The organism is Mesorhizobium sp. M0306 (genome assembly GCF_040321655.1).
GTDB lineage: Bacteria > Pseudomonadota > Alphaproteobacteria > Rhizobiales > Rhizobiaceae > Mesorhizobium.
This window is the reverse complement of record NZ_JAMYRY010000001.1, coordinates 182,662-208,304: the sequence shown is the minus strand read 5'-3', so window position 1 is coordinate 208,304 and position 25,643 is coordinate 182,662. Positions and strand designations below refer to the sequence as shown.

The 25,643-nt window shown below is 61.1% G+C and carries 21 protein-coding genes and 6 pseudogenes; 12 read left to right on the top strand and 15 right to left on the bottom strand.

Annotation, left to right across the window (positions count from 1 at the left end):
- Positions 1–29: 29 nt before the first annotated feature.
- The 5 genes from NKI95_RS01130 to NKI95_RS01110 are packed head-to-tail and all read right to left on the bottom strand — an operon-like array spanning position 30 to position 5,071.
- Complete coding sequence (locus NKI95_RS01130; RefSeq protein ID WP_352466743.1) at positions 30–803, bottom strand: SDR family NAD(P)-dependent oxidoreductase; 774 nt, start codon at positions 801–803, stop codon at positions 30–32.
- Positions 804–806: 3 nt separating this feature from the next.
- Complete coding sequence (locus tag NKI95_RS01125) at positions 807–1,904, bottom strand: ABC transporter ATP-binding protein (RefSeq protein ID WP_352466744.1); 1,098 nt, start codon at positions 1,902–1,904, stop codon at positions 807–809.
- Positions 1,905–1,914: 10 nt separating this feature from the next.
- Entirely contained in the window at positions 1,915–2,817 is a 903-nt protein-coding gene (locus NKI95_RS01120; RefSeq protein WP_352713343.1) for a carbohydrate ABC transporter permease, read from the bottom strand.
- A complete protein-coding gene (locus tag NKI95_RS01115; RefSeq protein ID WP_352713341.1) occupies positions 2,810–3,748 on the bottom strand; it encodes a carbohydrate ABC transporter permease in 939 nt (312 codons plus the stop codon). Before NKI95_RS01115 ends, NKI95_RS01120 begins: the two co-directional genes overlap by 8 nt.
- A gap of 57 nt (positions 3,749–3,805) precedes the next feature.
- Positions 3,806–5,071, bottom strand: a complete 1,266-nt coding sequence (locus NKI95_RS01110; RefSeq protein ID WP_352466747.1) for an ABC transporter substrate-binding protein — start codon at positions 5,069–5,071, stop codon at positions 3,806–3,808.
- A 101-nt stretch (positions 5,072–5,172) separates the two neighbouring features.
- Between NKI95_RS01110 and NKI95_RS01105 the strand changes: the two genes are divergently transcribed.
- Positions 5,173–6,411: an ROK family transcriptional regulator gene (locus NKI95_RS01105; RefSeq protein WP_352713339.1), complete on the top strand. Its 1,239-nt coding sequence runs from the start codon at positions 5,173–5,175 to the stop codon at positions 6,409–6,411.
- Positions 6,412–6,479: 68 nt separating this feature from the next.
- Here NKI95_RS01105 and NKI95_RS01100 read toward each other — a convergent pair whose 3' ends face one another.
- A complete protein-coding gene (locus NKI95_RS01100; RefSeq protein WP_352466839.1) occupies positions 6,480–7,439 on the bottom strand; it encodes a DMT family transporter in 960 nt (319 codons plus the stop codon).
- A 402-nt stretch (positions 7,440–7,841) separates the two neighbouring features.
- Here NKI95_RS01100 and NKI95_RS01095 point away from each other — a divergent pair, with 402 nt between their 5' ends.
- Positions 7,842–9,173, top strand: coding sequence for a PQQ-dependent sugar dehydrogenase (locus NKI95_RS01095; protein ID WP_352713336.1), 1,332 nt, complete (start codon positions 7,842–7,844; stop codon positions 9,171–9,173).
- Positions 9,174–9,261: 88 nt separating this feature from the next.
- A pseudogene (locus NKI95_RS01090) lies at positions 9,262–9,434 on the top strand (FAD-dependent oxidoreductase); the annotation flags it as partial.
- Between the two features lie 100 nt (positions 9,435–9,534).
- Here the strand turns inward: NKI95_RS01090 and NKI95_RS01085 are convergent.
- Positions 9,535–9,792, bottom strand: coding sequence for a hypothetical protein (locus NKI95_RS01085; RefSeq protein ID WP_352713334.1), 258 nt, complete (start codon positions 9,790–9,792; stop codon positions 9,535–9,537).
- Between the two features lie 913 nt (positions 9,793–10,705).
- Between NKI95_RS01085 and NKI95_RS01080 the strand changes: the two are divergent.
- Together NKI95_RS01080 and glnQ are read left to right on the top strand one after the other, a co-directional pair.
- A pseudogene (locus tag NKI95_RS01080) lies at positions 10,706–11,548 on the top strand (RHE_PE00001 family protein); the annotation flags it as partial.
- Between the two features lie 40 nt (positions 11,549–11,588).
- Positions 11,589–11,729: pseudogene (glnQ, locus tag NKI95_RS01075) on the top strand (glutamine ABC transporter ATP-binding protein GlnQ); the annotation flags it as partial.
- Between the two features lie 491 nt (positions 11,730–12,220).
- Here glnQ and NKI95_RS01070 read toward each other — a convergent pair.
- The 8 genes and pseudogenes from NKI95_RS01070 to NKI95_RS01030 all read right to left on the bottom strand — a co-directional run.
- Entirely contained in the window at positions 12,221–12,925 is a 705-nt protein-coding gene (locus NKI95_RS01070; RefSeq protein ID WP_023722328.1) for a GntR family transcriptional regulator, read from the bottom strand.
- 102 nt (positions 12,926–13,027) lie between these two features.
- Positions 13,028–13,768 (bottom strand): aspartate/glutamate racemase family protein, encoded by a 741-nt coding sequence (locus NKI95_RS01065; protein WP_023722329.1) that lies wholly within the window; start codon positions 13,766–13,768, stop codon positions 13,028–13,030.
- Positions 13,769–13,776: 8 nt separating this feature from the next.
- Positions 13,777–14,499 (bottom strand): ABC transporter ATP-binding protein, encoded by a 723-nt coding sequence (locus NKI95_RS01060; protein ID WP_352466752.1) that lies wholly within the window; start codon positions 14,497–14,499, stop codon positions 13,777–13,779.
- A gap of 2 nt (positions 14,500–14,501) precedes the next feature.
- The gene (locus tag NKI95_RS01055) at positions 14,502–15,281 is read right to left on the bottom strand and encodes an ABC transporter ATP-binding protein (RefSeq protein ID WP_352713331.1); all 780 of its coding nucleotides are present in this window, start codon (positions 15,279–15,281) and stop codon (positions 14,502–14,504) included.
- Between the two features lie 4 nt (positions 15,282–15,285).
- Positions 15,286–16,260 (bottom strand): branched-chain amino acid ABC transporter permease, encoded by a 975-nt coding sequence (locus NKI95_RS01050; protein ID WP_292659991.1) that lies wholly within the window; start codon positions 16,258–16,260, stop codon positions 15,286–15,288.
- Between the two features lie 5 nt (positions 16,261–16,265).
- Positions 16,266–17,132, bottom strand: coding sequence for a branched-chain amino acid ABC transporter permease (locus NKI95_RS01045; protein WP_352713329.1), 867 nt, complete (start codon positions 17,130–17,132; stop codon positions 16,266–16,268).
- 76 nt (positions 17,133–17,208) lie between these two features.
- Entirely contained in the window at positions 17,209–18,411 is a 1,203-nt protein-coding gene (locus NKI95_RS01040; RefSeq protein WP_352713326.1) for an ABC transporter substrate-binding protein, read from the bottom strand.
- 602 nt (positions 18,412–19,013) lie between these two features.
- Positions 19,014–19,313 (bottom strand): annotated as a pseudogene (locus NKI95_RS01030) (diacylglycerol kinase); the annotation flags it as partial.
- Between the two features lie 662 nt (positions 19,314–19,975).
- Between NKI95_RS01030 and NKI95_RS01025 the strand changes: the two are divergent.
- The 7 genes and pseudogenes from NKI95_RS01025 (at position 19,976) to NKI95_RS00995 (ending at position 25,361) form a co-directional block, all read left to right on the top strand.
- The gene (locus NKI95_RS01025) at positions 19,976–20,650 is read left to right on the top strand and encodes a protein-L-isoaspartate(D-aspartate) O-methyltransferase (protein WP_352466757.1); all 675 of its coding nucleotides are present in this window, start codon (positions 19,976–19,978) and stop codon (positions 20,648–20,650) included.
- A 669-nt stretch (positions 20,651–21,319) separates the two neighbouring features.
- Positions 21,320–21,444 (top strand): annotated as a pseudogene (locus NKI95_RS01020) (IS6 family transposase); the annotation flags it as partial.
- Between the two features lie 303 nt (positions 21,445–21,747).
- Positions 21,748–22,185 carry a hypothetical protein gene (locus tag NKI95_RS01015; protein ID WP_292659986.1) on the top strand — a complete coding sequence of 146 codons (438 nt, stop codon included), beginning with the start codon at positions 21,748–21,750 and terminating at the stop codon, positions 22,183–22,185.
- A gap of 635 nt (positions 22,186–22,820) precedes the next feature.
- Positions 22,821–23,135: a co-chaperone GroES gene (locus NKI95_RS01010; protein WP_352466759.1), complete on the top strand. Its 315-nt coding sequence runs from the start codon at positions 22,821–22,823 to the stop codon at positions 23,133–23,135.
- A 50-nt stretch (positions 23,136–23,185) separates the two neighbouring features.
- Positions 23,186–24,829 (top strand): chaperonin GroEL, encoded by a 1,644-nt coding sequence (gene groL, locus NKI95_RS01005; protein ID WP_352713323.1) that lies wholly within the window; start codon positions 23,186–23,188, stop codon positions 24,827–24,829.
- 42 nt (positions 24,830–24,871) lie between these two features.
- A pseudogene (locus tag NKI95_RS01000) lies at positions 24,872–24,946 on the top strand (NADH-quinone oxidoreductase subunit D-related protein); the annotation flags it as partial.
- 49 nt (positions 24,947–24,995) lie between these two features.
- Entirely contained in the window at positions 24,996–25,361 is a 366-nt protein-coding gene (locus NKI95_RS00995) for a 4a-hydroxytetrahydrobiopterin dehydratase (protein ID WP_352713322.1), read from the top strand.
- Positions 25,362–25,643: the final 282 nt, after the last annotated feature.

Sequence of the window (25,643 nt, the reverse complement as noted above, 5' to 3'; positions counted from 1 at the left end):
CGGTTCCAATGGAGAGCGGAGAGGCGTCACTAGCGCAGACCGGCATCGACGGTTATGGACTGTTTGGTGATCATGCGGCTGTCGTCGGCCGCAAGGAAGAGCACTGTCCGTGCAATCTCCTCGCCCAGCAGGACGCGGCGGATCAGTTGCCGCTGCACCGTCTGGTCGACTGCCTCCTGCGTCTTGAACCACAGCTCGCGCTGCCGCTCGGTCATGACGGCGCCGGGTTCGACTGCATTGACGCGGATGTTGTCCGGTCCGAACGACCGCGCCAACGCACGCGTCAGCGCCACCACAGCCCCCTTTGCGGTGGCATAGGCCACCATCTGGTCCGCTCCGAACCGCCAGGCGATGGAAGAGAAATTTATGATCGAGCCGAAGCCGAGTTCCTTCATATGCGGATGCACTGCCTGGGCGGCGAAGAAGTGATGCCGGAGATTGACGTCGAAGCTGCGGTCCCAATATTCCGCCGTTACCGCGTCTATGGGATGGCGCTGATCATTGGCAGCGTTATTCACCAGGACCGCGACCGGACCAAGCCGCGCGCGCACGCCTTCTACCGACGCCTTTAGCGCATCGACGTCGGTTACATCGCAATGGAGGTACAAGGGAGCCTGCCCGGCGGCACCACCGAGCTCGCGCACCAACGCCTCCGCTGGCTCATCCTGCACATCGAGAAAGGCTACCCGGGCGCTATTCGAGGCGAAGGCGCGGACCATATCGGCGCCGATGCCGGAGGCGCCGCCGGAGATCAGCACGACCCGATCGGTCAAGCTCGGATAAGTCGCGAATTGTACGGACATCGATTACAGAAGCGCCTTGGTTGTTGGATCGAACAGGCAGGCGCGCGACATATCGATGCCCAGCATTATCGTCTCGCCCATGACCGGAGCGTCGTCCGGCTCGAAACGGCCGGTGATCTCCAGGTCACCAAGCCTGAGCACGGCAAGCGTCTCGGCCCCGGTCGGCTCGACCAGTTCGACCGGCGCCTGCATGGACGCCACAGCCGGTTTGCGCGACTTCAGGTCGGTCGTGAAACGGTAGATGTGTTCCGGCCGGATACCGAGCACGACGTCCTTTGGCGCACCGGCGGGCATCGGTGCGGCAAGGGCGAGGCTGGCGTCGCTGCCGTCAGCGGCGCGTACCGAGATGCTGGTCGAGCCCGTAAGCCGGGCGGGAATGAAATTCATCGCCGGCGATCCCATGAAACCGGCAACGAACATGTTGGTCGGCCGGTCGTAAATCCGCTTCGGGGTGTCGAACTGCTGTACCGAGCCCTGGTTCATCACTGCAATGCGGGATGCAAGCGTCATCGCCTCGACCTGATCGTGGGTGACATACACCGTGGTCTTGCCGACGCGATGGTGAAGCTTCTTGATTTCGGTACGCATGTCGACGCGCAGCTTGGCGTCGAGGTTGGACAGGGGCTCGTCGAACAAAAACAGCTTCGGGTCGCGGACGAGGGCACGCCCCATCGCCACGCGCTGCCGCTGGCCGCCCGAGAGCTGGCCGGGCTTGCGTTTAAGCAGCTGTTCGATCTGCAGGAGTGCGGCAACCCGCTGGACAGCTTCCGCTTGCACCGCTTTTGGCACGCCTCGGCTTTCCATGCCGAAGGTGATGTTCTGGCGCACGGTCATCGTGGGATAGAGGGCGTATGACTGAAACACCATCGCAATGTCGCGGTCCTTGGGTTGCACCGAGTTCACCAGCCGGTCGCCGATCCAAATCTCTCCCGACGTGACGGTTTCGAGACCGGCAATCATGGCGAGCAAGGTTGACTTGCCGCAGCCTGACGGGCCGACAAGGGCGACGAATTCTCCGGTCTTAGCCTCGAGATCGATGCCGGCAAGAATCTCGAGCGAGCCGTAGCTCTTGTGAAGGTTGCGGATCGTCAACGCGGACATGGGCGACGCCTCATTTGATGGCGCCCTGGGTGAGGCCGCGCACGAAGTATTTTCCACCGAACAGGTAGATCAGCAGCGGTGGCAACGCGCCGATCAGCACTGCTGCGCTCATCACATCGTAAGCACGTGCGGTCGTGCCGCCGGCCGTGAGTGCTACCAACGCCGCCGTGATCGGCTGCTGCTGGCCTGATGTGAAGACGACGCCGAACAAATACTCGTTCCAGATGCCGGTGAACTGCCAGATGACGGTGACGATCAGAATGGGCGGCGACAGGGGCAGGATGATCTTGCGGAAGATCCGCCAGAAGCCGGCGCCGTCGATGCGTGCCGCCTTGATCAGGTCGTCCGGTATGCTGACGTAGAAATTGCGGCAGAACAGGGTGGTGAACGAGATGCCCTGGACGACGTGGATCAACACCAGCCCATATGTGGAATTGGTCAGGCCGAGCTTGCCGAGCAGCAACGCCCACGGCATCAGCGAAATCTGGCCGGGCATGAATACGCCGAGCAGCATCAGATTGAAGATCAGTTCGGAACCCCTGAAGCGCCATTTGGAGAGGATGTAGCCGTTCATGGCGCCGAGAATGGTCGAGATGATCGTGGCGGGGATCGTCATCGCCAGCGAGTTGAAGAAATTGCGCTTCATGCCCTCGCAGGTGCCGCTGACACAGTAGGATCCCCAGGCCTGCGCCCACGCATCGAACCGGAAGCTGCGCGGTACGGAGATGAGGCCGTTGCGGGCAATCTCCGACTGCTCACGCAATGAGTTGAAGATCACCACCAGCAACGGCACGAGATAGACGATCGCGAAAAGCGTCAGCACGGCATAGACAAGGAAGCGGCTCCAGAAATGCCGGCGCGTGGCAGCGGCTTCTTCCGGATCAAAACGGGCATTGGGGGCAATTTCAGCCATTGCGGCCCTCCGCCCGCCGGCGCCAGACAATCCACAAGGAGTACGGCACCAGCACCACCGCTACCGCTGCGAGCATCATCATCGCCGCGGCGGCACCCTCGCCGATTTGGCCGCGCTGGAACATCAGGTCGTAGACATAGATGGCGGGGAAGGTGGTGGACACACCTGGCCCGCCCCGCGTCAACGCCGCCACCAGGTCGAAGGTCTTGATGGCGAATTGTATCTGAATGACCGCCACCGCCAGGAATATCGGAGCGATGGTTGGCAGGATGACCCTGCGATAGGTCCGGAAAACCGACGCGCCGTCGATTTGCGCGGCTTTGACGAGATCCGGATCGACGGACCGTAGACCAGCCAGGAAAAGTGCCATTGCGAAGCCGGACGACTGCCAGATACCGGTTATGATCACCGCATAGACCGCGGTGTTGCGGTTGGCCGTCAGGGCGAAGCTGAAGTCGGTCCAGCCAAGCCCTCGAACGAAGGCCTGGATACCGTCGACAGGATTATACAGCCAACTCCACACCGTGCCGGTGACGATGAAGGACACCGCCAACGGATAGAGGAAGATGGTGCGCCAAACCGCCTCGCCGCGGACGCGCTGGTCGATCGCGATGGCGAGCAGCAGGCCAACCGCCATCGAGCCAACGATATAGAAGCCGCTGAACAGGAAGAGATTCGTATAGGCGATGTTCCAGCGCCGGTTTGCCCAGAGCGAAGCGTAATTGTCCAGGCCGACGAACCCATAGGTCGGCAACAGCGACGAATTGGACAGCGAGATGTAGAGCGTCCAGAGCGTGAAGACGAAAACATAGATGAAACTCGCCGCTATCGACGGCGCCAGCACCAGAATGGGCACCATCGTGCCCAGGCGCTCGCGCCACGGACGGGCCGCGGCAGCTGCAGCTGGTACTATCAGATCATGGGTGGACATCGGGCTGCTCCGGCGAGGTCTGGCCGGGCGCTTCGCCCCCGGCCATCATCGGCAGCGTCACTTCTGCGCTTGGGCCGCATCCGCCATCGCATTGGCCGCGTCCTGCGCACTCATATCCGGCGTGGCCACAAACTCGGTAATTGTATCCATGATTGCGCCGCGGACCTTTTGCGGCACCGTCATGTTGTGCGCCATCGAACGCACGAGCGTGCCGGCGGCGATCGAGGCTTGCAGATCCTTTTGCGAGAGTTGCTGGCAGGGATTGAAGCCGTTCGAAAGATCGACGTCGAGACGGGCCGGTATCGAGCCTTTGGTCTGATTGAAAATGGTCTGGAACTCGGGCGACAAGATAGTGCTCGCAAGCAGCTTTTGGCCCTCGATATAGTCCGGGTCCTTCTGCTTGAAGAACACGACCGAGTCTGAATTCAAGATGAAGCCAGGCTTGCCCCAATCGGTCGGCGCCTGGGCGCAGATATAGTCGGTGCCCTCCTTGAAGCCGCCGGCCGTCAGCAGGCCGAGCGTCCAGTCGCCCATGATGTGGAAAGCGGCCTCGCCACGGCCGACCAGGTGCGACATGGTATCCCAGTCACGCCCGTTCATGCCGGGATCCATGTACTTCGAAGTCATGGTGCGGAACTGCTCGAAGGCCTTGACCATGCCGTCGCTGCGCATGGCATCGACGTCGCCCTCAACGAAAGCTTTCCTGTAGAGATCGAGGTCCTGACCGTACACGACCACTTCGAAGACGGTCGAGTCGGTCCAGTCGGCGGTCGAGTGCGAAATGCAAATCTTGCCGCTGGCCACGATCTTGTCGCAGGCGGCGTTGAATTCCGCCCATGTCTTTGGCATCTCGGTGACGCCCGCGTCCTTCATGACCTTCGGCGATGCCCACAGCCAGTTGATGCGGTGGATGTTCATCGGCGCCGCCACCCAATTCCCGGTCGGCTTCATCACCGGCAGCAATTCGGGAGCGACGACCTTCTCCCAATTTTCCGCCTTCGCCAGGTCATCGAGATTGGCTGTCATGCCCGTCTCGTTCCATTCGGCGATTTCGGGGCCCTTGAGCTGCACAGCGGGAGGAGCGTTGCCGGCGATCACATCGGCACGCAGTTTGGCCAATGTATTGGCCGTATGGCCTGCGATGGAGGTCTGCTGCCAGGTGCCGCCCTTGGCGGTAAACATCTCGCCGAGCTTGGCGATAGCCTGGGCGTCCGATCCGGTGGCCCATTGATGCAAGAGGTTGGTCTTGGGCTCCGCGAGCGCTGTTCCGGTAGCCAAGGTGAAGGCGGTAGCGGCCGCAAAGGCCGTCCTCAGATATTTCATCGTTTCACTCCCATATGTGATGCACGGTTCGTATCGACCGCTTGTGGCCCGCGATTTGAGGTCGTGGCCGGTGAGATGCAGTAATCTCCGTTCTTTCCAAGATGACATATTTGAGCTATCAGTCAACGTGCTTTGTGCTCATCATGAACAAACCTTCGCTTAGAAATTGGCTAATCGACAGGCCGTCCGCGTCGCCGGAGAGCCTGATCGTCCGATGCCTGCGTGAGCGCGGCGTGCTTTCTGCGTCGCAAATTACCCGCATTACCGGTTTGGCGCGGTCGACGGTTTCAACCGCGCTCAATGGCTTGAGAAAGTCGGGGATGGTGATCGAATCCTCGGCCCATCATGACGCGGCCAGGGGTATTGGCAGGCCTGCCGCGACATTGACGCTCAATCCTGCTGCGGGCACCTGCGTCGGCATCCATCTGGGCCTCGACGAGATGCGCTGCGTCGTCGCCGATGTCTCGCATTCTTTCATTGCCGAACAAACTATCCCCATGGGTCTGGACTACCAGCCACAGCAGGCGGCCCAGCTCGCCAAGTCAGTAATTGCCCGATGCTACGAAGAGAACGGTCTGCCGATGGCGGGGCTCCTGGGGGTTGGGGTCTCCGTCTCGGGCCCAGTCAGCCGCGAAGGAGTGGTGCTGCGCGCGAGTATCGTTCCGACCTGGGCCGGGGTCAACATCCGCGATGTGTTCGGGCCGGTCCTCGAACAGCCGATCTTCGCCGACAATGAGAGCAACTGCTCGGCCATTGCGGAGTTGATGTGGGGTGCGGCCGTCGGCCAGGACGACTTCGTGCTGTTCAAGGTCGATCTGGGCGTCGGCGGGGCCATTGTGCAGCACGGCCGGCTGGTGAGCGGCATCGCCGGCGGCGCCGGCGAATTCGGGCACATCAGCATCGATCCCGGCGGCGACCTTTGCCGGTGCGGCAATCGCGGATGCCTGGAGCTCTATGCCAGCTTTGCCCGGCCGCTCGAGCAGATTTCGCGCATCGTGCGACGGCCGGTCACGATGGACGATGTGATCATGATGGCCGAGCAGGGCGACGTGAGGGCGCTGCGGATGATCGAGGACACCGCCGAGTTCGCCGGCCGTGGCCTTGGCTTGATCGGTTCGGTGCTCAATCCGCCGCTCATCATCATCGGCGGCCGCATGGCCTTGGCGGGCGACATTCTCCTGGCGCCACTGATCGCGTCATACGAACGCCACACGCTCATCAAGTCCCGCGATGTGGCGCCCGCGCTGCGCACACGGATAATCGTTGGCAAGCACACGGAGAACGATGCATTGCTCGGCGCGGTCGGCCTCGTGCTGCGCCACAACAGCCGACTTCAGTGACCCGGCTTCGCTTCGGGTGGTGCTCTGATTTTACGAGCTGCTGACCGAAGCGGCGGTGCTGATGTTGCCTACGCGACACGCACCGTGCGCTGCCTCGGCTTGATCGCGGTGGCGAGCAGCAGGCCGGCGACGATGAAGGCGGCGCCGGCGAGATCGTAGTCGTGCAAGCTTTCGCCAAGGAACAGATAAGCGAGCACGGCGACGAAGGCAGTCTGCAGATAGAGCAGCATGCTGGCCCGCCCGGCGCCAAGCGCCTCGACGCTACGGTTGTAGAGATAGTACATCAGAGCGCCGCCCGGGCCGGCAACATAGGCGAGAGCCAGAAGGCCGTTCGCATGCAGCGCCGAACGATCCCCGGAAAATAGTTCCCAGAGATAAAGCGGCAGTGCGGCCAGCGCGCCGGCTCCCAGCAGCAGGACCACCATCGGCAGAAGCTCGATAGCGAATTTCGCGCGACGCAGCAGCACAGTGTAGAGGCCCCAGCAAAAGGCGCTGCCGACGATCCACAATTCGCCGGGATTGAATTGTAGCTGCATCAGCGCGGCAAGGTCGCCGCGCGCCACGATCACCACCATCCCGACCAGAGCGAGCAGCGCTCCAAACGCCTTCCAGACACCGAGGGGCTCGCCAAGCACGAAGCGGGCAAGCACCATGGTCATGATCGGCGACAGCGCCATGATGATGCCGGCGGTTGTCGCGTTGGTGTAGTTGAGGCCCGTGTAGATCATGCCCTGACACAAGGTCAGCCCGATGGCGCCGATGACCAGCACCTCGATCACCCGGGATTGGATCAGCACGAGCATTGCCCCGTGATGACGATGGACGATAGGCAGCAGGATCGCGCAGGCGAGCGCCAGCCGCCAAAAGCAGAGCGCCCAAGGCGGCATCTCGGGGGCAACCCACTTGGCGGCAATATAGACGCCGGCCGACAGGAGCCAGCAGAGCGTCGCGAGGGAATAGGCGAGCGGAAGTGAAGCGTCGGGTGTCGCCTTCGCTACACTTGGATGTGCTATAGGCAGCGATTGGATATCCGTCTCCTCCCACCGCAGATTTTAGCAGATCTGCAGCGTCTTGCTAAGCAGCAGCAACAGCTGTTTCACCAGCTAGTGCAATTGGTGGGTCATTGGGGGTCCCGCCGTTCATGGTCTCGTTCCATTCGAACGCATGTTGGCCCATGAGCAACTCGATACCGAAAAGCGCAAGCCGTATCGATTTCGTGCGATACGAATCTGAGATTCATATCGCGCGACAGATATTCGCGCGGTTGCCACAATCTTCTCGCGCCATATTTCTGCCGAGAGCAGATCTGTCGCGAATTCCTGGCCCTCGGATCACTAGCGCCGCTGTTTTTTTCGAAGCAATTGGAAGAATAAGCCACTGACTTCCGTTTGCACAAAGAGCGCGACACAAATCCATGCGGAGGACGTCCGATGCATGCCGGCTTCCGAGGAAGCGTACTCGTAGCGGTGTTGGGCGCCGTCATGGCAAGCTGCGCTGGCATTCCGGCGCAAAAAACCGGGGCAATAACCGGCTATGGCCCCAACCCCACCTTACCGAAACCAAGACCGACGCTGATCCCGACTGTTAACATAGCCGAGGCGAAAGGCTGGCAGAAAGGAGGTATGCCGACCCCGGCGAAGGGGCTGACAGTGAACGCCTTCGCCACCGGTCTCGACCATCCGCGCTGGCTGCATGTGCTTCCGAACGGCGACGTGCTGGTTGCTGAAACCAATGCCCCTGCCAAGCATGACGAAGGCTTCAGTCTTAGAAAGGTGTTCATGGACCTGGCTATGAAGCGGGCTGGCGCCGCGACCAAAAGCGCCAACCGCATCACGCTCCTGCGCGACACCGATGGCGACGGCATTGCGGATGTGCGCACGACGTTCGCGGAAGGCCTCAATTCGCCCTTCGGCATGACGCTGTCCAAAGGCAAGCTCTTTGTCGCGAATACCGACGCGCTCGTCGCTTTCCCCTACTCCACTGGCCAGACCCGAGTCAGCACGTCGCCGGAAAAGATCATCGACTTGCCGGCCGGGGACCTCAACCATCATTGGACCAAGGACGTGATAGCAACTCCGGATGGACGCAAGCTCTATGTCGCCGTTGGTTCCAACAGCAACGTTGGAGAAAATGGCATAGCCGCGGAGAAGAACCGCGCCGCTGTCCTTGAAGTGGATCGGTCGACCCGCCGCACTCGGGTCTTCGCCTCGGGCCTGCGCAACCCGAACGGGCTCTCCTGGAATCCTGGAACTGGCGAGCTTTGGGTCGCCGTGAACGAACGTGACGAGATCGGCGACGACCTTGTGCCGGATTACATGACCTCGGTTCGTGACGGTGCTTTCTACGGCTGGCCCTACAGCTACTACGGACAGAACGTCGACGAACGCGCCAAGCCGCAGCGCCCCGATCTCGTGGCGACAGCGCTCAAGCCCGATTACGCCCTGGGCTCCCATACCGCCTCGCTGGGACTGACCTTCTCCAAAGGCGCCCGGCTCGGTCCGGCCTACGGCAACGGCGCCTTCGTCGGCCAGCACGGCTCGTGGAATAGAAGCGTGCACAGCGGCTACAAGGTGATCTTCGTGCCGTTCCATGGTGGCCAACCGAGCGGTCCTCCGAAAGATGTGCTCACTGGCTTCATCGGGCGTAATGGCGAGGCGATGGGCCGTCCGGTCGGCGTTGCTATCGATCAGACTGGCGCACTGCTCGTCGCCGACGACGTCGGTAACGTCATCTGGCGGGTCCGCCGGGCGAATGGCCGTTGAGCGCAGGTGCCTTTCTGATTCCGACCTCACCAGCCTTCGGCTACGGCGCCACGCCCGATATGGCTGCATTCGGCTACGGTTTCGATGCATATGCCAGGTGACGACATCGCGCCTGCCGCATGTCGGCCGCTACGGCGAGGTCTATTTTGCACGCATGGCTATCCGGGCAAGGGGGTGTTCCTGTCGACGCTGTCGGGCACGCTGCTCGCTGAGGCGATCACCGGTGATGCTTCGCGGCTCGATCTGTTTTCGACCCTAAGCCACCACGCGACGAACGGTCCGCAGGCAATGTGGCCGCGTGTCGGTCCTTGCCTTGCTCCCGAAGCCTGGACCCCGATAGACCGGCCTGCTGTTTCCTCAGCTAATAGATCGATATGATTGCAGGATTAACCGTTTCATAGCCCAGGCGCGGCTCCGATTTGTCTTTCGAAATCGCGCTGGAGACAGTTCCGGTTGAACTGCAATCCACCTTTGTTTTCCTGTTTTTCTTGATCGTGCTGCCCGACAGGTCGGCGCAGGCCGACGTTACTGCTGTACTGACCACCCTCTTTTTCTCGTGCGCAACTGCGGCGGTGGATATGGCAATCACAATTGCCGCGCAAATAATCGTCAATCTCATTGATTTCCCCCTTAGAGCACCGCAAACGTGTGGTCGACTGCCTTGAGACGCCGGCGAAGACGGTACTCGCGCCTGGCCGGCCCATGCGGCTTTCGACGGCACAAGATTGTAACTACATTAGCTGCAGCGCAAGTAACCATTTCGGACTAGGGAACGGGTTCACCCTTCGACGGAAAGCGGCTGAGCTGCCGGCGAAAAAGCAGGCGTTTTGACCGTTTCCGCCGCCGAGCGTCTTCTTGAGAGCGATGCAGTCGATCGCGACTGAATGCGGCTTTGCAGGAGGTGGCAGAATAGAGCGACCGCTCTGCTTCGAGCATTACGCTGGGGGCGCGAGGTCTCGCTGTCCCTGGTCGCCGAGGCTGCGCTCGCGTCGTTCCTGCCGGCGGATGCCGAAGAGCGAAAGCAAGCGGCGGTTACTCGCCGCCTCGACCGGATCAATCGACGCGTGTCGAACGTGACGTCGGAATTGCCATTGAGACGCCTCGCATTGTTCGTCCGCTCTTGGCTCAACTCGACTCCAGCCTTGCCGGAATCTGCCGAGGCGCGCGAAGGGTTTGCGGCGCCACGATTTGCTCGTTGTTTCAATTACTTATCTGAATTTTGGTAGCGGGAGACCGCTACATCGCAACACCCACTATCGACGACGCCTTCTTCTACTATCGACGGCATGCGGCATAGCAGCAACCCACGAGTCTGGGGTCCCAAAGGCGATGATCGGAAAAATGCAGTGTTGTTCTTGATGGGTCTCGGCCGGAAAGAGCCGGGAAAATAGTACTGGGCTGTCTTATTGTAATTGTCCAAGTATCGATAAGAGGTAATTATCGATAGTGAAGAATGCTGCGGAGATAATCCGCTGTGACGGAACTAAATGGCGAGATAGCTTCCGCTACGCGAATCGGCTACAAAAGAATCAATGGCTTACGACTTCACCACTCTGCCGCTGAACACCCTGCTGGGGCCGCTCGCACGCGCCGAAGACCTTGTGGCCCGCCTCGATGAGCGCGTGTACAAAAGCCCTGTCCGCGACGGTTTTTTGCAACGCCAGCATTTTGCCGACGCGGCCGCGGCGCTCTGGCTGGAAGGCGAACTCGTCCACATGGAAGACCTCGTCCTGCACGACGCCCATATGGACATCCGCATCCCGAGCCACGAGCTCACCCGGGCGCATGCCGTGCTGCGCACCCGCCGCCGCATTCTTTTGCACCCACCCGACTGGGCGCTTTCCCGCGTAGGCATTTTGGCGTTGCGCGGCCGCGAAGGGCAGGGCGGCGGCGACCGGTCTAGCGCGGGGCAGGTTGGCTCCCGTCCCGATTCAGGGACGGCGGCCGGTGGGGCGGATTACGACGTCGACGAAAGCCTTGCCGAAGACACCGGCCAGGAGGACGCTCTTGCCGAAGAGCTGGCGGAGATCGACGCCGTGTTGGCCCGCTCCGGCCGACTGCTGGCCAGCGAAAAAATCGCGCCGCGCGCCGCGGACAGCCCGGAGGTCCAGACGGAAGGGCAAGGGGCAAACGCGCGGGAGGCCTTGCCGGACGGTCTCGGGCCGCTGATCCGCGATCTCGACTGGAACGAGGACCAGCGGCTGGCCGACTGGCTCGCCGTCGTTGAGCGGCTGCGCGGCGACAACATCCCGGCCGTGCTGGCCGCGGCGATTGCCTGGGAGGCGTGGCAAGACATCGAACCACTGCAGCACCAGCACGGGCTTGGCAATTTGCTGGTGGCCGCGCTGCTCAGGGAGCGCGGCAAGGTTAGTTCGCATCTTTTTGCTCTTAATTTGGGGCTGCGCCTGATTGCCAGGGAACGGCGCAAAGGTCGCCGACCGGGTGATCTTCATGGACGCTGGGCAGATCGTCGAGGAGGGCATGCCCGACGCGTTTTTCGGCAACCCGCGCCATGATCGAACGAAGTTGTTCCTCAGCCAGATACTGAAGCATTAGACTTCCAGAAAAAGGCTGCTTTTTCACGTCGCTTTCGGAAAGCGGACAGTCTGCTTCCGGCCCCAACCGAGACCTCCAATGCCACGCTGCTGATCGCTGTTTCCTTGGGGCGCGAAACTGGCGTCCAGGGTCGGGTAGCAAAGCCGCCTTCGGGTTCGATGTGCACGCTTTGTGCTTCGAAAGTCGCATAAGATTGCAGTCTGGAACTGGCCTCTCGCGAGGGCCATCGACCGATCGCATCAGGTCGTATCTAAAGGCCGTAAGAAAAACCGGCAGTTTGCCCAATCCTTGCTGCGACTGCGTGCCCCGTTGTGCGGCAGCAGGAGTAGGTGAAGCTGGAGGGCAGCGCCGCGGACTCAACGAGCGCTACTGTTATGACGGCAGGAACGAAGAAGCAGTCCTCATGGACCGATGCATGCTATGCATTGCTTCGATCACGCCCAGCACGTGGGGACATGGGCGAACTCCGGCGAAGAGTTTGACAGCGGAGATCAGCGCAAGATGTCCGACAGGCTCTCGGGCTTCTTCTCGCCAAGCGACAGATCAAGGCCCGACAGAAGGTCGATGAGATGACTTTGCATCAGGTCGGACGCGTTTTTTGCGTCGTGCTTTTCGATGGAATCAACGAGGGCGTGATGGGCGTGGCTTTCGCAGGTGGTGTCGCGGCGGCGCCAGTAGAGCGCGATGATCAGCGACGACCGCGACAACAGGTCCTTGACGAAGCCGGTCAGGATCGAATGGCCGGCGATTTCAGCGATGCCGACATGGAATTTTGCCGACAGCATTATGGCGTCGCTGTCGCGGCCGGCATGCAGGGCCTCGTGCTCTTTTTCGAGATGAAGCCGCAGTTGCGCGATCTCGGCCGGCTTTGCCACTTCGGCGGCAAGCGCCGCGACCTTGGGCTCGATCAGCGCCCGCGCTTCGAACACCTCGCGCGCTTCCTGCTTGGTCGGCTGAGCGACGAACGCGCCGCGGTTCGGCTCGAGCCGAGCCAAGCGGTCATGCGACAGCGCCTGCAGCGCCGCGCGTATCACCGCGCGGCTCACCGAATAGATCGAGGCGAGCTCGTCCTCGGGCAGCTTTGTGCCCGGTGCGAGGCGGTGGCTGACGATGGCGTCGCGCAGGCCGGCATAGACCGGAAACCAGCGCATCGTCGGCTTGTCGCCATCCCGTGTCTTTGGTCCAAGCAGGTCCATCGTCTCATTGTCCCGGCGGCCGGATCGCATAGCGGCGCGAACACCGCGTTTCCGGCCGGACATCGAACATCCTGTGTGGGAGTGTCAACAATTTTGCACGCATCAGGATACACGGCCGGAGGGCGAAAAGGGCGCAAAGATTCCGGCGAAGGATTTTTCGAGTGGAACCTGGTAGCCGCCGCGCTTCGAGGTCGACAAGCCAAGGCTGACGAGGCTCTCGCAGAGTTGTACGGCGCAGGCGACGCCGTCGAGCACAGGAAGGCCATGTTCGCGGCTGAGCGCGGCGGCGAGGTCGGCCATGCCGGCGCATCCCAGCACAATCGCTTCGGCCCGGTCGTCGCGGATGGCGCGCTCGATCTCCTCCGAAATTCGATGGCGGGCGTTGGAGCCGGGCACTTCGAGCTCCAGAACGGGAACGTCGCTTGCCCGCACCCTGGCGCAGCGGCTGGCGAGGCCGTAGCGCACCAGATTGTGCTCGATCGCCGGCACCGAACGCGACAGCGTGGTCACCACGCTGAACTTGCCGGCAATTAGGCTCGCCATGTGAAACGCCGCTTCGCCGATGCCGACCACCGGCATCTCGCCGACGCAGCGTACTGCGTCGAGGCCGGTGTCGTCGAAGCAGGCGATAACGCAGGCGCTCGCCGCCGGATGTCTCTGGATCTCGCCGATCATTCCCGGGATGGCGAAGACCTCGTCGAAATAGCCTTCGACGCTCGGCGGCCCGTCCTTCGGATTGACGGCGATGATCCTGGTGCCGGCCGAAGCCGCGCCGCGCGCCGCCTCGCCGATCTTTTCGGTCATGGACGCAGTGGTGTTGGGATTGACGACGAGTATGTCCATTTGCGCTTTCATATTTCCCCGCCGAGATAGAGTTTCTTGACCCGGTCGTCGCCAAGCAGCTCAGCCGAATGTCCGGCCAGCGCGATCTTTCCGGTCGTCAGTGCGTAGGCGCGCTGCGAGATGCGCAGCGCCATGCGCGAATTCTGCTCGACCAAGAGAACGCTGACCTTTTCGTCGCGATTGATCGCCACGATGGAGCGGGCGATGTCCTGGACGAGCTTCGGCGCGACGCCGAGCGAGGGTTCATCGAGCAGCAGAAGCTTCGGTTTGGCCATCAGCGCCCGCCCGATCACCAGCATCTGCTGTTCGCCGCCGCTCATCGTGCCCGCCGTCTGGGAATAGCGTTCCTTCAGGCGCGGAAAGCGCGTGAGCACCATGTCCAGCGTCCTGGCGATTTCGGCCTTGTCGGTGCGGGTGAAGGCGCCCATCATCAGATTGTCGCGCACCGTCATGTAGGAAAAGACGCGCCGACCCTCCGGCACCATGGCGATGCCCATCCTGACCAGCTCGTCCGGGCGCGTTCCGTCGATGCGGTGGCCCCGGAAATGAATCTCGCCGCTGCGAACTTTCTTCAGGCCGGTGATGGCGCGCAGGATCGAGGATTTGCCCGCGCCGTTCGCGCCGATCAGCGCGACGGTCTCGCCCTCGTTGACGTTGAGCGACACGCCCTTCAGTGCATAGACATGGTCGTAGTAGAGTTCGACGTCGGAGACTTTCAGCAGTTCGCTCATGGCTAAAATCCGATCGCCTCATCTTCGGCGCCGAGATAGGCCTCGACGACCTTTTCGTTCTCCTGGATTTCCTTCGGCGTTCCCTCGGCGATTTTCACACCGAAGTTCAGGACGACGATGCGGTCGGAAATGTTCATGACGGCGGGCATATCGTGCTCGACCAGCAGGACAGTCACGCCGCGCTTCCGCACGTCGCGCACCATCTCCACCGCGCGTACGGTTTCGTCATGGTTCATGCCGGCGAAGGGCTCGTCGAGCAGAATCACGGTCGGGTTGGTAGCGAGCCCGATGGCAATCCCGAGCGCGCGCAGATGGCCGTGCGGCAGCGTGCTGGCGATCTCATGCCGTTGCGCGCCGAGATCGAGGAAGTCGATGATCTCGTCGGCCGAGCGGCCGAATTCATCCTCGTCGCGCCGTGCGGTGTTCGTGCCGAGATAGAAGCCGGCAAGGCTGGCGTTGGAACGCAGGTGATGCGCGATGATGACATTGTCGCGCACCGTCATGCCCTTGAAGATCGTCGTCTCCTGGAACGTGCGCACCACGCCCTTCCGGGCGACGATATGCGGCGCTAGGCCTGAAATCCGCTCTCCCCGGAATAGCACTTCGCCCGAGGTCGGATTGAGGAAAGAGGAAATCAACTTGAACAGCGTCGACTTGCCGGCGCCGTTGGGGCCGATGACGGAGAGGATTTCGCGTTCGCGGACCGCGAAGGAAACATTGTTGACCGCGACCAGCCCGCCGAAGCGTTTGGTCACGGCCTTGATCTGGAGAAGCTCAGTCATGGTCCTAGCCCTGCTTCTTGCCGAACAGCCTGAGGCTGAGCAGGCCGTTGGGAAGGAACAGCATCAGCGCGATCAGCACCGAAGAGAAGATCAGCAACTGGAACTCGCCGGTCTCGAACAGGAAATCCCAGCCGAAATAGAGCACGAAGGTGCCGATCATCGGCCCGAAGACGTGGCCGAGCCCGCCGAGGAAGCAGTTCAGCATGAAGTTCACCGAGTCGGTGACGGTGAAGCTCGACGGATAGATCGACTGCGAGATGGCGACGAACATCGCACCGCCGAGACCGCCGAGGAATGAGGAGAAGGCGTAGGCGATAACGCGCAGATAGGCGATGTTGACGCCGATCGAGGAGGCCAGTTCCTCGTTCTGCTGCAACGACTGGCAGAGTTTGCCAATGCGCGAATGGACTAGGCGGTAGAGCGCCGCAAAGCACAGGACCATCAGCACAACCGACACCAGATAGAAGGCGGGACGCGGATTGGCTAGCGTCGCGAAATCTGGAAGGATGGTCAGCCCGAAGATCGAGATGCCGCCGGGGAGCGGAATGCTGACCATGCCCTTGGCTCCGTTGGTGATCGGCAGCGCCAGCGCGAGCAGCCGCGCCACTTCGGTCAAAACCAGCGTGACCATGGCGAAATAGACGCCGCGAAGCCTGAGGATGGGCAGTCCGATCAGCACGCTTGCAGCGGCGCAGAATAGCCCAGCCAGCGGCAGTGTCAGCCAGAACGACACACCGTACTGGACGACAAGAATGGCCGAAACATAGCCGCCCATAAGCGCGAAGGCCCCCTGGCCGATATTGATGCGGCCGATGTAGAAAGTCACCCACACCCCGGCGCTGGCGATGCTGAGCAGCGCGACCGAGGTCAGCGTGTAGTAGAGGTCGAGCCGACCGGTCGCCTCGATCAGCCAGGGCACGCCGACGAGTACGACCAGCAGGAAGACAGCGACGGCGAGGATGTTGCGTGTACGCTTCATGTCCATCATCCCCACGGCTTGCCCATGAGCCCGTTCGGGCGGATGCTCAGGAACACCATCAGCGCGGCGAAGATGACGAGATAAGTGACGTCGCCATATTGGCGTAGGACCGTCAGGCCGACCGATTCCATCATGCCGAGGATGAAGCCGCCGGCGATCGCTCCGCTGACCACGCCGGCCCCGCCGATCATCACCATCAAGAACGCCTTGATCGAGATCGGCCCACCGATGCCCGAATTGACGCCGGTGATGGCGACCAGCAGCCCGCCGACCATGCCGGCAAGCATGGCGCCGAGCGCAAAGCCGATCATCGAATAGCGGTCGACCTCGACGCCCATCAGCTGCGCCGCGACCCGGTCCTGCGCCAGCGCCCGCATGGCGCGTCCCGGCTTGCTGTACTGCATGAAAAGCACGAAGGAGGCGATGAACAGTATGGCGAGTGCGCCGACCAGCAGCCGGTCGTAAGGCATTATGAGGCTGTCGGAGACGAAGACGCCTTTGACGATCTTCGGCACGCCGCGCTGCTTTTCGCCGAACAGGAGGAGGATCACGGCGTCGAGGAAGAATGCGACCGCCGCCGCGAGAAGCATCGTACTTTCCTCCCGCACGCTTCGCTTAATCACCGTCCTGAAAAGGAATTTCTCAACAAGCGCTCCAATGACCAGCAGCGTGATCCCGGACGCGACGAGCGCGACGACGAAAGGCATGCCGAGCTGGCCATAGACCGTATAGGTGACGAAGCCGCCGAGAACGTACATCTGCCCATGGGCAAAGTTAAGCACGTTCATCAGCGCGAAGATCAGGGTCAGACCGAGCGCGATCAAGGCGTATTGCGCGCCAAGATAAAGCCCGTTGGCGATGATTTGTTCCATCAGGATGGTTCCGGCCGTTCAGAGGCTGAAGACGAATGCTCGAGCCTCTGCGGCAATCCGCTTCGGTGCAGTTGCGTCAATCGACTTGAGCGACGAAGAGCGTCTCGAACTTGCCGTCGCGGTATTCCGTGACCACCATCGGGACCGAAAGCTGGCGCTTCTGGCCAAACGACGTCATTCCGACATAGGTCAGCTTGGCATCGTCCTTCAGATAGGGATTGGGCGCCGAGAAAGTGTCGATCGTCTTCTTGAACTCCTCGACATTGTCGATCGCGGCCGGGTTCGCCTTCAGCGTCTCGATGATGTATTCGAGCGCGTAGATCTTGGTGTTGGACTCGTCATTGTATTCGCCGAACATTTTCGTATAGCGTTCGACGAACTCCTTCATCGTGTCGGACGCGATTTCGGGCGTCGATGCGCCGCCGACCGAGATGAAGCCGTTGGCCAACTCGCCCGCGCCCTCTTCCAGCACCTTGGCATCCTGCGCCGTTTCGGTGGAGATCAGGCCTTCGTAGCCGAGCTCGCGCGCGGCGCGGATCAGCAGCGGCGCATTGCCCGGCGCGACGCCCGAAAGCACCAGCAGGTCCGGTTTTTGCAAAACGATCGGCGTCAGTACCGGCGTGAAATCGCGGGTATCGTTTTGGTAGACATCCGTGGCAGCCACAACCTCGAGCCCGAGCGCCTTTGCCGCGGCAACACCGCCATCCCGCTGGCTCAGCGGATCGGATTCGTTGGCGGCGACAAAGGCAACTTTTTTCACGCCCCTGTTTTCCATGAGATATTTGTAGATCGCCGGAGCCGACTGGTAGTTGGCGATCATGCCGAGCACGGCGTTGGACGCCGGCGGGGTGTAGAGTTCCTTCGGGAATGCGTAGGGAAAATAGATGATGCCCTTGGATTCTGCCACGGGACGCACCGCCGCCGCGCCGTCGTCGACATTCGGACCGACGACATAGTGGATGCCCTCCTGGGCCATCTTCTCCATGCCGGCGATCGCCCGCTTCGGGTCCTTCTGGTCGTCGAAGGTGACGATTTTGATGTCATAAGTCTCGTCACCAATCTTCACACCGCCGGTTTCGTTGATCCAGGCGGCGCGCGTCTGCATCGAGCGGACGTTGGATGTGCCCCACGCAGCGGCCGCGCCACTCGTCACGCCGACAAAGCCGATCTTGAGTTCCTTGTTGGCGGCGTGCACCGCGATTGTGCCGCCGGCCATGATTGCCAGCGCGGAGACGGCGCCGCGCGCCGCGGATGTGATTATTGAACGTCTGTTGATCATTGTTCTTTCCCCTTTGGAGGCCGCGCATTGTTGCGACAGAACTCGACCGATACGCGGACTTTTGTGAGTGAAGGCTCAAATCAATCACCTGTCAACAAAACTTTCTCAGATTGTTGACAATCTTGTGAGCGGCCGTAGACGAAGAACGTAGGACCGATCGCGGTTCGGTGCTTTGCTCGAGAGGTTCGTGGTGTCGGAATTCCTGAAGCTCGCATGGTGGTCAGAGCGACGGGTGTCTTTCTCACACTACCGGACCAAGGATCAGGACGAGGTCGGCGTCGTGATCGAGGATCGACGCGGTCGGGTCGTCGGTATCGAGGTGAAGGCCTCCGCAACGGTTCCGCAGGACTTTCGGGGGATTGCGCCAGTTGCAGGAAGGAGTCCGCGATCGTTTTGTGCGCGGGCTGGTGCTGCACGACCATCACCGTGTGACGCCGTTCGGCGAAAAAATTGCAAGCTGCACCGCTGTCGGTTCTGTGTTCGATGTAAAGTTGCATAAAATGCGGTCTGGAACTTGGGTCGCGAGGTGGTCTAAATAATCCCAGATCGATACGAGCCGCGCCTTCATTGGTCGCGGTGATTTCTGGCAACTTCGCCACCCCCGTAAGCCATCTTGCATCGAACCAGCGGTCCGCCGGCCCGTCATAGGGCAGCCGCGTGACATCCCAGTGGCTGACGAAGCGCGCGTAGGCGTCCCAGACCGGTGGACCGCCGCCGATGAAGACGACACGGCCGGCAAAGCGCTTGAGCGTGTCCTCGGGATCCATACTGGAGCGAACGACGACAAGTTCCCGATCCGCGCGAGCAAAATCCGGAACGCTCGCGATCGTCTTGGGACCGGCGAGCAAGACGTGTCCTCTCGTGACGTCGAAAAACCGTGCAACGTCGGCTACGAACTCCGGCGAGCCGAAGCGATATTGGCAAACTGAAACGTCAGAGCGGGCATAGCGCAGATGCCCGCCACCAAGGGTACGGATGCACGCAAGGGACCGAAGAAGCGCCGGCGACCCCCCACCGCTCGAAGAACAGGAGAGGGCCAATAGTGCGAAACCCGCTTTCCAAGCCGTTTGCCGATCCAGAAGGACAGCCAGTCCCCCAGTGCCGCGCCAATGGCTGCGGCAAGCCATCACGAAATTCCGGTTTTTCTCAGCAGCGCCACGCGGGCTAACGCTGATTATCGTATGGCCGGCCTGCAGCGCGAATAGCGCTGCTGGCTCGCCCAGGTTCGGTCATCGTCAATCGCCAGATCACGCACGATCAGCACGGGATGGAGCCGGTGAGCGACAGCGCAGGGTTCGGCGTCGTTTTGGCCTTCGGCCTATTGGTGCTCAACTGGCTGGCGATCCGCTATATCGATGTTGTCGCCTGGCTGGCGAGCTTCTGATGCGCACGCCGTTCCACCCTGGTGCGAGGGACGGGAGAGCACCAAGGACGGCGCCGAAATAGCAGGGCGGTACAACCCGCCCCAACCGAAGCCGCGTTCTCGACGACATGGTTACTGTGACAAGACGAACAGGGTATAAGGCTATCAGGCAGCAGACTGGTTGAGGAGCGCCCCACCGTCATGAAGCCGATGAACGAAGAGCACCTCGCGGTTCTACGCAGGCACATGGTCGAGATGATTGCAATTCACACCGATCTTGCAAGCGAAGAACTTGGCAAGGTGGCGCTCGATGAGCGGGTATTGGCGGCGATGAGGCGGATACCGCGGCACCTCTTCGTGCCAGCATCAGTTGCGCCTTATGCCTACCAAGACATGCCGCTGCCGATCGGCTTTGATAAAACCGTCTCGCAGCCCTTCATCGTTGCTCTCATGACCGATCTCCTTGCGCCGCAACCGCACGAGGTAGTGCTCGAGATCGGCACCGGCCTAGGCTACCAAACCGCAATCCTCGCGGACCTTGCCGGGCAAGTTTGGAGCGTCGAAATCATCGAGGAATTCGCAAGCCATGCCGAGGCTCTCCTGCGGGGTCTCGGCTTCTCCAATGTCGGCATTCGTGTCGGAGACGGGTCTCGCGGCTGGCCTGAGCACGCCCCATTCGACAAGATCCTGGTCACCGCGGCCGCTGAGCGGACACCGCCGGCTTTGCTTGAGCAGCTCAAACCGGGGGGACGCCTGGTCCTGCCCGTGGGACCTGGAGAAGCGCAGTTGCTGACGGTCATCGACAAGGATGCGGCAGGGCAACTGAAGACTCGCAAACTCATCCCGGTTCGGTTCAGCCGTCTCGAAACGGTCTAATGAGGGGTGCGGCTGCGCGGAGCCGTGCTGGAAGATCAGGATAACGCGCGCCGCATCGATCACACAGGTGCTGGATGGCATCGCCGATCTTTTGACATCCATGCCGCAACGCTACTCGTCGAGCACGCCTGCAGCCGCCGGTCGCAGCCGCTGGCGATCATGCCGGCGCGGTCGTATTGCGCGCTTCTCAAAGACCCCTTATCCAGCCTACTGTGTGCCTACCAGAGGGCAAATGGGTCGCTCATCTGGGAAATGACGGCCAAAGGCTCAAGGAATTCGCCCAGTGGCCAACACGTAGCGGGCACGAGGTAACGATTTATCTCAAGGACAGGCGCCTCTGGTACGGCGTGGTATCCGTGATCGTGGTATTGGTCGTGATTGCGTATGCGGCTGGTTGGTTTGGCGGCACACCGATACCAGCGCCGCAGCAGTGAGAGCGATCGTCATTCTCGCTTGGCGGCAGCTGACTGCTCAGTCTCTAAAGGTCGAAGGAAGGGACACCTGGTTGGCTGTTTCGCTGGTTCGGCTACCATCCTGACGACGCACAGCCTGGACCGTTTTTGAGGTGGCTTCCGCTCAACTTGTTGGTTGATGGACGGACCGGTCCTTGGATCGCGCAATCCGCAACACTCCGCCATCGGGCCGGGTAACTTCGATAATGGTTTCGACACGGACAAACTGCGATCCTACGGAGTAGCCAGGCGCCAGGTCATGCCGGAAGTCGTACACTGGAGCCACAAGGGCCCAACGACCGGGCGGAGAACTCGCATCAGCCCGGCCTTCGGCGGTTTCGAACCTAAACTGCCACTCGCTTGATCCCGCTGCCCGGCCAGCGATGAGCCGGGCTACTCCAGCACAGACTCTGCCCGTCGATCACCTCGATCGGCACGGACTCCAGACCGACATCGTCGAACAGCCGCGCATTTGACCGCGTTCGCCAAATTAATGGCCGGATCTTTGCGAAGCCTCCGCATTTTCGTGGGGGGAAGCCCTCCCAGCATCATCGTGATTGGACTTCACGATCGGTCGGAGTCACGCTGGCCGCAGGTATAAGAAGGATATGGGTGGGCCAACTATCGTCCGAATAGGAGGCTAAAATGAAGCACCAGACGCTTGAGCAACTGCAGATCGTCGCCGAGATCGATCAGGACTACCTGCGCCAGGCCATGTCGCGCAGCGAACGTCTTGAACGCTGGGCGGAGCTCCTTGAACGGAACCCTGACCGGCGACTCTCGACGCTACACCAGACCGAGTATCAGCCGGTTAGATCACGCGGGGCCATGCGCGGCGACGGCTCGCCGATCTCAGTCGCTTTCGAGGATCCTGTCCTCCGCGCCGCCGGGTTGGAAAACGACAACTACGGCGAAGCGAAGCGGTTCTTCGAACTGACCGACAGGCAATTGCATGAGATCATCTGCTATTGTCATTTCGGCGCGACGGTGAGCGCCGTAACGGCCGCCCGTCACATCCGTGCGGCGATTGCCGGGAGACAGCCCGGCATGTTCGCTCGGATGCGTGAGGCGTTCGTCGGATAAAGCCGGAGCCGTTTCGCAGCATCATTTTTGAAGCGGCTCGCATGGAAAGCCGCCGCCGTAGCGCAGGCAAGCGCTCCCCACGCGGGGAGGCTGCGTTGCATGAGGGGGTGCGGCTTTCCGCAGGAGCACGCCGACCTGCATCTTTTCCATCCGAACCGGAAAGATCCCAATGCTGCCAGTACATCCGTGGTCAGCGCCGTGGTTCAAAGGCTCGAACAGAGCGACATGCGCGCCGGATAAGCGCTATACATTCGCTGTCGAAAATTCGGTGCTTCATGGTGGGTCGAAGGTCGCGGACCTATGTCGATCGGGACCGGGAAAGCCCAAATCGTGCCAAATTTTCGCGAACTGTATATATCTCTCGATGCACATTCAATCAAGGCTCAATAGGTTTGGTTCGTAATTGCGGATTAATATAGTCTGTTGTCGGCAAAATTAAGAGGGATGAATTACAATAAAATTGCTTATGGCTCCGCCTTTCGGACGGCCAAAAGCGCCGGTAACAACGACTGATTTACATTTCAAATATTTTCGGTTTGAGGAATTAAAAATTTGGCACTCCTATCATTCGAGTGCCAAAGGGGCTATGTTAAGTGTTGCAGTCGCTCTATGTGCGGCGGCAGAAAGAACCCCCAATGAAATTCCGGCCACTCCACGACCGCGTCGTCATTCGGCGCGCGGAAGGCGATACCAAATCCAAGGGCGGGATCATTATTCCCGACACCGCCAAGGAAAAGCCTCGGGAAGGCGAAGTGATCGCCGTGGGCCCGGGCTCGCGTGACGAGAGCGGCAAGCTGATCCCGCTCGACGTCAAGGCCGGCGATCTCATCCTGTTCGGCCAATGGTCCGGCACCGAGGTGAAGATCGACGGCGAGGACCTCCTGATCATGAAGGAGAGCGACATTTTGGGCATCGTCGAGAAGACCAAAGCGGCCAAGAAAGCCGCCTGACCGGGCGATTTCCGATCCCGCAATTTCGAGACTGAACTGGACGTAAAATCATGTCTGCCAAGGAAATCAAATTCGCTACCGATGCCCGCGACCGGATGCTTCGCGGCGTCGAAATTCTGAACAACGCCGTCAAGGTGACGCTCGGCCCCAAAGGCCGCAATGTCGTCATCGACAAGGCCTATGGCGCGCCGCGCATCACCAAGGATGGTGTCGCCGTCGCCAAGGAAATCGAGCTTGCCGACAAGTTCGAGAACATGGGCGCCCAGATGGTGCGCGAAGTGGCCTCGAAGACCAACGACCTCGCCGGCGACGGCACGACGACAGCCACGGTGCTGGCCGCTTCCATCCTGCGCGAAGGTGCCAAATTCGTTGCCGCGGGCATGAACCCGATGGATCTCAAGCGCGGCATCGACCTTGCTGTGGCTGCTGTGGTGAAGGACATTCAAGCCAGGGCCAGGAAAGTCAAATCTTCGGACGAGATCGCCCAGGTTGGTACGATCGCCGCCAATGGCGACGCGTCGGTCGGCGCCATGATCGCCAAGGCGATGAACAAGGTCGGCAATGAGGGCGTGATCACCGTCGAAGAAGCCAAGACCGCCGAAACCGAACTCGATGTCGTCGAAGGCATGCAGTTCGACCGTGGCTATCTCTCGCCCTATTTCGTCACCGATGCCGAGAAGATGCGCGCGGAGCTGGAGGACCCTTACGTTCTCATCCATGAGAAGAAGCTCGGCAATTTGCAGGCGTTGCTGCCGATCCTCGAAGCTGTGGTGCAAAGCGGTAAGCCGCTGCTGATCATCTCCGAGGACGTCGAGGGCGAAGCGCTGGCGACGCTGGTCGTCAATAAGCTGCGCGGCGGCCTCAAGGTCGCGGCCGTCAAGGCGCCTGGCTTCGGTGCCCGCCGCAAGGCGATGCTGGAAGACATCGCCGTGCTCACCGCCGGACAGATGATTTCCGAGGATCTCGGCATCAAACTCGAGAACGTCACGATCGACATGCTCGGGCGGGCTAAGCGCGTGCTCATCGAGAAGGATACGACGACGATCATCGACGGCGCCGGCGAGAAGACCACCATCCAGGCGCGCGTCCAGCAGATCAAGTTGCAGATCGAGGAAACCACTTCCGACTATGACAAGGAGAAACTCCAGGAACGTCTCGCCAAGCTGGCTGGCGGCGTTGCTGTCATTCGCGTCGGCGGCGCGACCGAGACGGAAGTCAAGGAAAAGAAGGACCGCATCGATGATGCGCTGAACGCCACTCGTGCAGCCGTGGAAGAAGGCATCGTTGCCGGCGGCGGTGTTGCGCTTTTGCGCGCCAAGGCAGCTTTGACTGAGCTTACTGGCGCGAATGCTGACATGACGGCAGGTATTTCGATTGTGCTGAGAGCACTTGAAGCGCCGATCCGGCAGATTGCCGAGAATTCTGGCGTTGAAGGTTCGATCGTCGTCGGCAAGCTCTCCGACAGCAAGGATCACAATCAGGGCTTCGACGCCCAGAACGAAGTCTATGTCGACATGATCAAGGCCGGTATCGTCGACCCCGCCAAGGTCGTTCGGACGGCCCTGCAGGATGCCGGCTCGATTGCCGCGCTCCTGATCACCGCTGAAGCAATGATCGCGGACATTCCGCAGAAGGTTTCGCCCGCTATGGGTGGCGCGGGAGGTATGGGCGGAATGGGCGGAATGGACTACTGAGCGGCGCCTGAGACTATAGCCAGGACGACGGAAGGCCAGCGACGCGGGCACATGCGAGCCGATATCTCGGCGATCATCGGTTCGCTCGACATCGTGTTCGGGGAGATCGATCGATAGGCTCGTCGCTGTCGTATTTGCTGCTAAAAATGGTCTTGGAGACAAGAACATGACCGACACTCTTGCCGAGAAAACATGTACGCCTTGTCGCGGCGGCGTCCCGCCGCTCACGCGTGATGAAGCCCAACGCTTCCAGGCACAGGCTCCTGATTGGGAGCTGGGTGACGATGCCCACCGCATCCAGCGGAGCTTTCGATGTCGCAATTTCCGGGACGCGCTCACCCTTGTTCGGGAGATCGGTGAGCTCGCCGAAACCGAGGGCCATCACCCCGACATCAGCTTCGGCTGGGGTTATGTGACGGTTTCCCTGAGCACCAAGAAGATCAAAGGACTGCACGAGAACGATTTCATCATGGCGAGCAAGATCGATCGGATGCTCGATCGCGCGGGGCGGCCCCTCGACCGCCAACGGTGACACGGCAAATCCATTGCCAATCAAGTGAGGTCGTTTATGCACTGTCGTCCGCAGCACCATGACAATGATGTCTGCATGCTTGGCTCACCCATTCGGCGTCGGCTATTTGCGCGGAACCTCCCACGCATGGTGAATGGCGAGCGCCCTCCATTCGCCGGTTTTCGCGCACGGGCGACATCCGGAATGACGTTGCAATGCGTAGCGACCGTGACGCGAATGTTGCGGCAGAGGCAGTGTTCGCGGCGATTCATTCGCCCAACAGTCGGTCGCCGACGAACGTTG

Excerpts from the sequence above, each read along its gene's own strand:
- NKI95_RS01130 (WP_352466743.1), bottom strand. The coding sequence starts at position 803 with ATGTCCGTACAATTCGCGACTTATCCGAGCTTGACCGATCGGGTCGTG.
- NKI95_RS01125 (WP_352466744.1), bottom strand. The coding sequence starts at position 1,904 with ATGTCCGCGTTGACGATCCGCAACCTTCACAAGAGCTACGGCTCGCTC.
- NKI95_RS01120 (WP_352713343.1), bottom strand. The coding sequence starts at position 2,817 with ATGGCTGAAATTGCCCCCAATGCCCGTTTTGATCCGGAAGAAGCCGCT.
- NKI95_RS01115 (WP_352713341.1), bottom strand. The coding sequence starts at position 3,748 with ATGTCCACCCATGATCTGATAGTACCAGCTGCAGCTGCCGCGGCCCGT.
- NKI95_RS01110 (WP_352466747.1), bottom strand. The coding sequence starts at position 5,071 with ATGAAATATCTGAGGACGGCCTTTGCGGCCGCTACCGCCTTCACCTTG.
- NKI95_RS01105 (WP_352713339.1), top strand. The coding sequence starts at position 5,173 with ATGACATATTTGAGCTATCAGTCAACGTGCTTTGTGCTCATCATGAAC.
- NKI95_RS01095 (WP_352713336.1), top strand. The coding sequence starts at position 7,842 with ATGCATGCCGGCTTCCGAGGAAGCGTACTCGTAGCGGTGTTGGGCGCC.
- NKI95_RS01085 (WP_352713334.1), bottom strand. The coding sequence starts at position 9,792 with ATGAGATTGACGATTATTTGCGCGGCAATTGTGATTGCCATATCCACC.
- NKI95_RS01070 (WP_023722328.1), bottom strand. The coding sequence starts at position 12,925 with ATGGACCTGCTTGGACCAAAGACACGGGATGGCGACAAGCCGACGATG.
- NKI95_RS01065 (WP_023722329.1), bottom strand. The coding sequence starts at position 13,768 with ATGGACATACTCGTCGTCAATCCCAACACCACTGCGTCCATGACCGAA.
- NKI95_RS01060 (WP_352466752.1), bottom strand. The coding sequence starts at position 14,499 with ATGAGCGAACTGCTGAAAGTCTCCGACGTCGAACTCTACTACGACCAT.
- NKI95_RS01055 (WP_352713331.1), bottom strand. The coding sequence starts at position 15,281 with ATGACTGAGCTTCTCCAGATCAAGGCCGTGACCAAACGCTTCGGCGGG.
- NKI95_RS01050 (WP_292659991.1), bottom strand. The coding sequence starts at position 16,260 with ATGAAGCGTACACGCAACATCCTCGCCGTCGCTGTCTTCCTGCTGGTC.
- NKI95_RS01045 (WP_352713329.1), bottom strand. The coding sequence starts at position 17,132 with ATGGAACAAATCATCGCCAACGGGCTTTATCTTGGCGCGCAATACGCC.
- NKI95_RS01040 (WP_352713326.1), bottom strand. The coding sequence starts at position 18,411 with ATGATCAACAGACGTTCAATAATCACATCCGCGGCGCGCGGCGCCGTC.
- NKI95_RS01025 (WP_352466757.1), top strand. The coding sequence starts at position 19,976 with ATGAAGCCGATGAACGAAGAGCACCTCGCGGTTCTACGCAGGCACATG.
- NKI95_RS01015 (WP_292659986.1), top strand. The coding sequence starts at position 21,748 with ATGAAGCACCAGACGCTTGAGCAACTGCAGATCGTCGCCGAGATCGAT.
- NKI95_RS01010 (WP_352466759.1), top strand. The coding sequence starts at position 22,821 with ATGAAATTCCGGCCACTCCACGACCGCGTCGTCATTCGGCGCGCGGAA.
- groL (WP_352713323.1), top strand. The coding sequence starts at position 23,186 with ATGTCTGCCAAGGAAATCAAATTCGCTACCGATGCCCGCGACCGGATG.
- NKI95_RS00995 (WP_352713322.1), top strand. The coding sequence starts at position 24,996 with ATGACCGACACTCTTGCCGAGAAAACATGTACGCCTTGTCGCGGCGGC.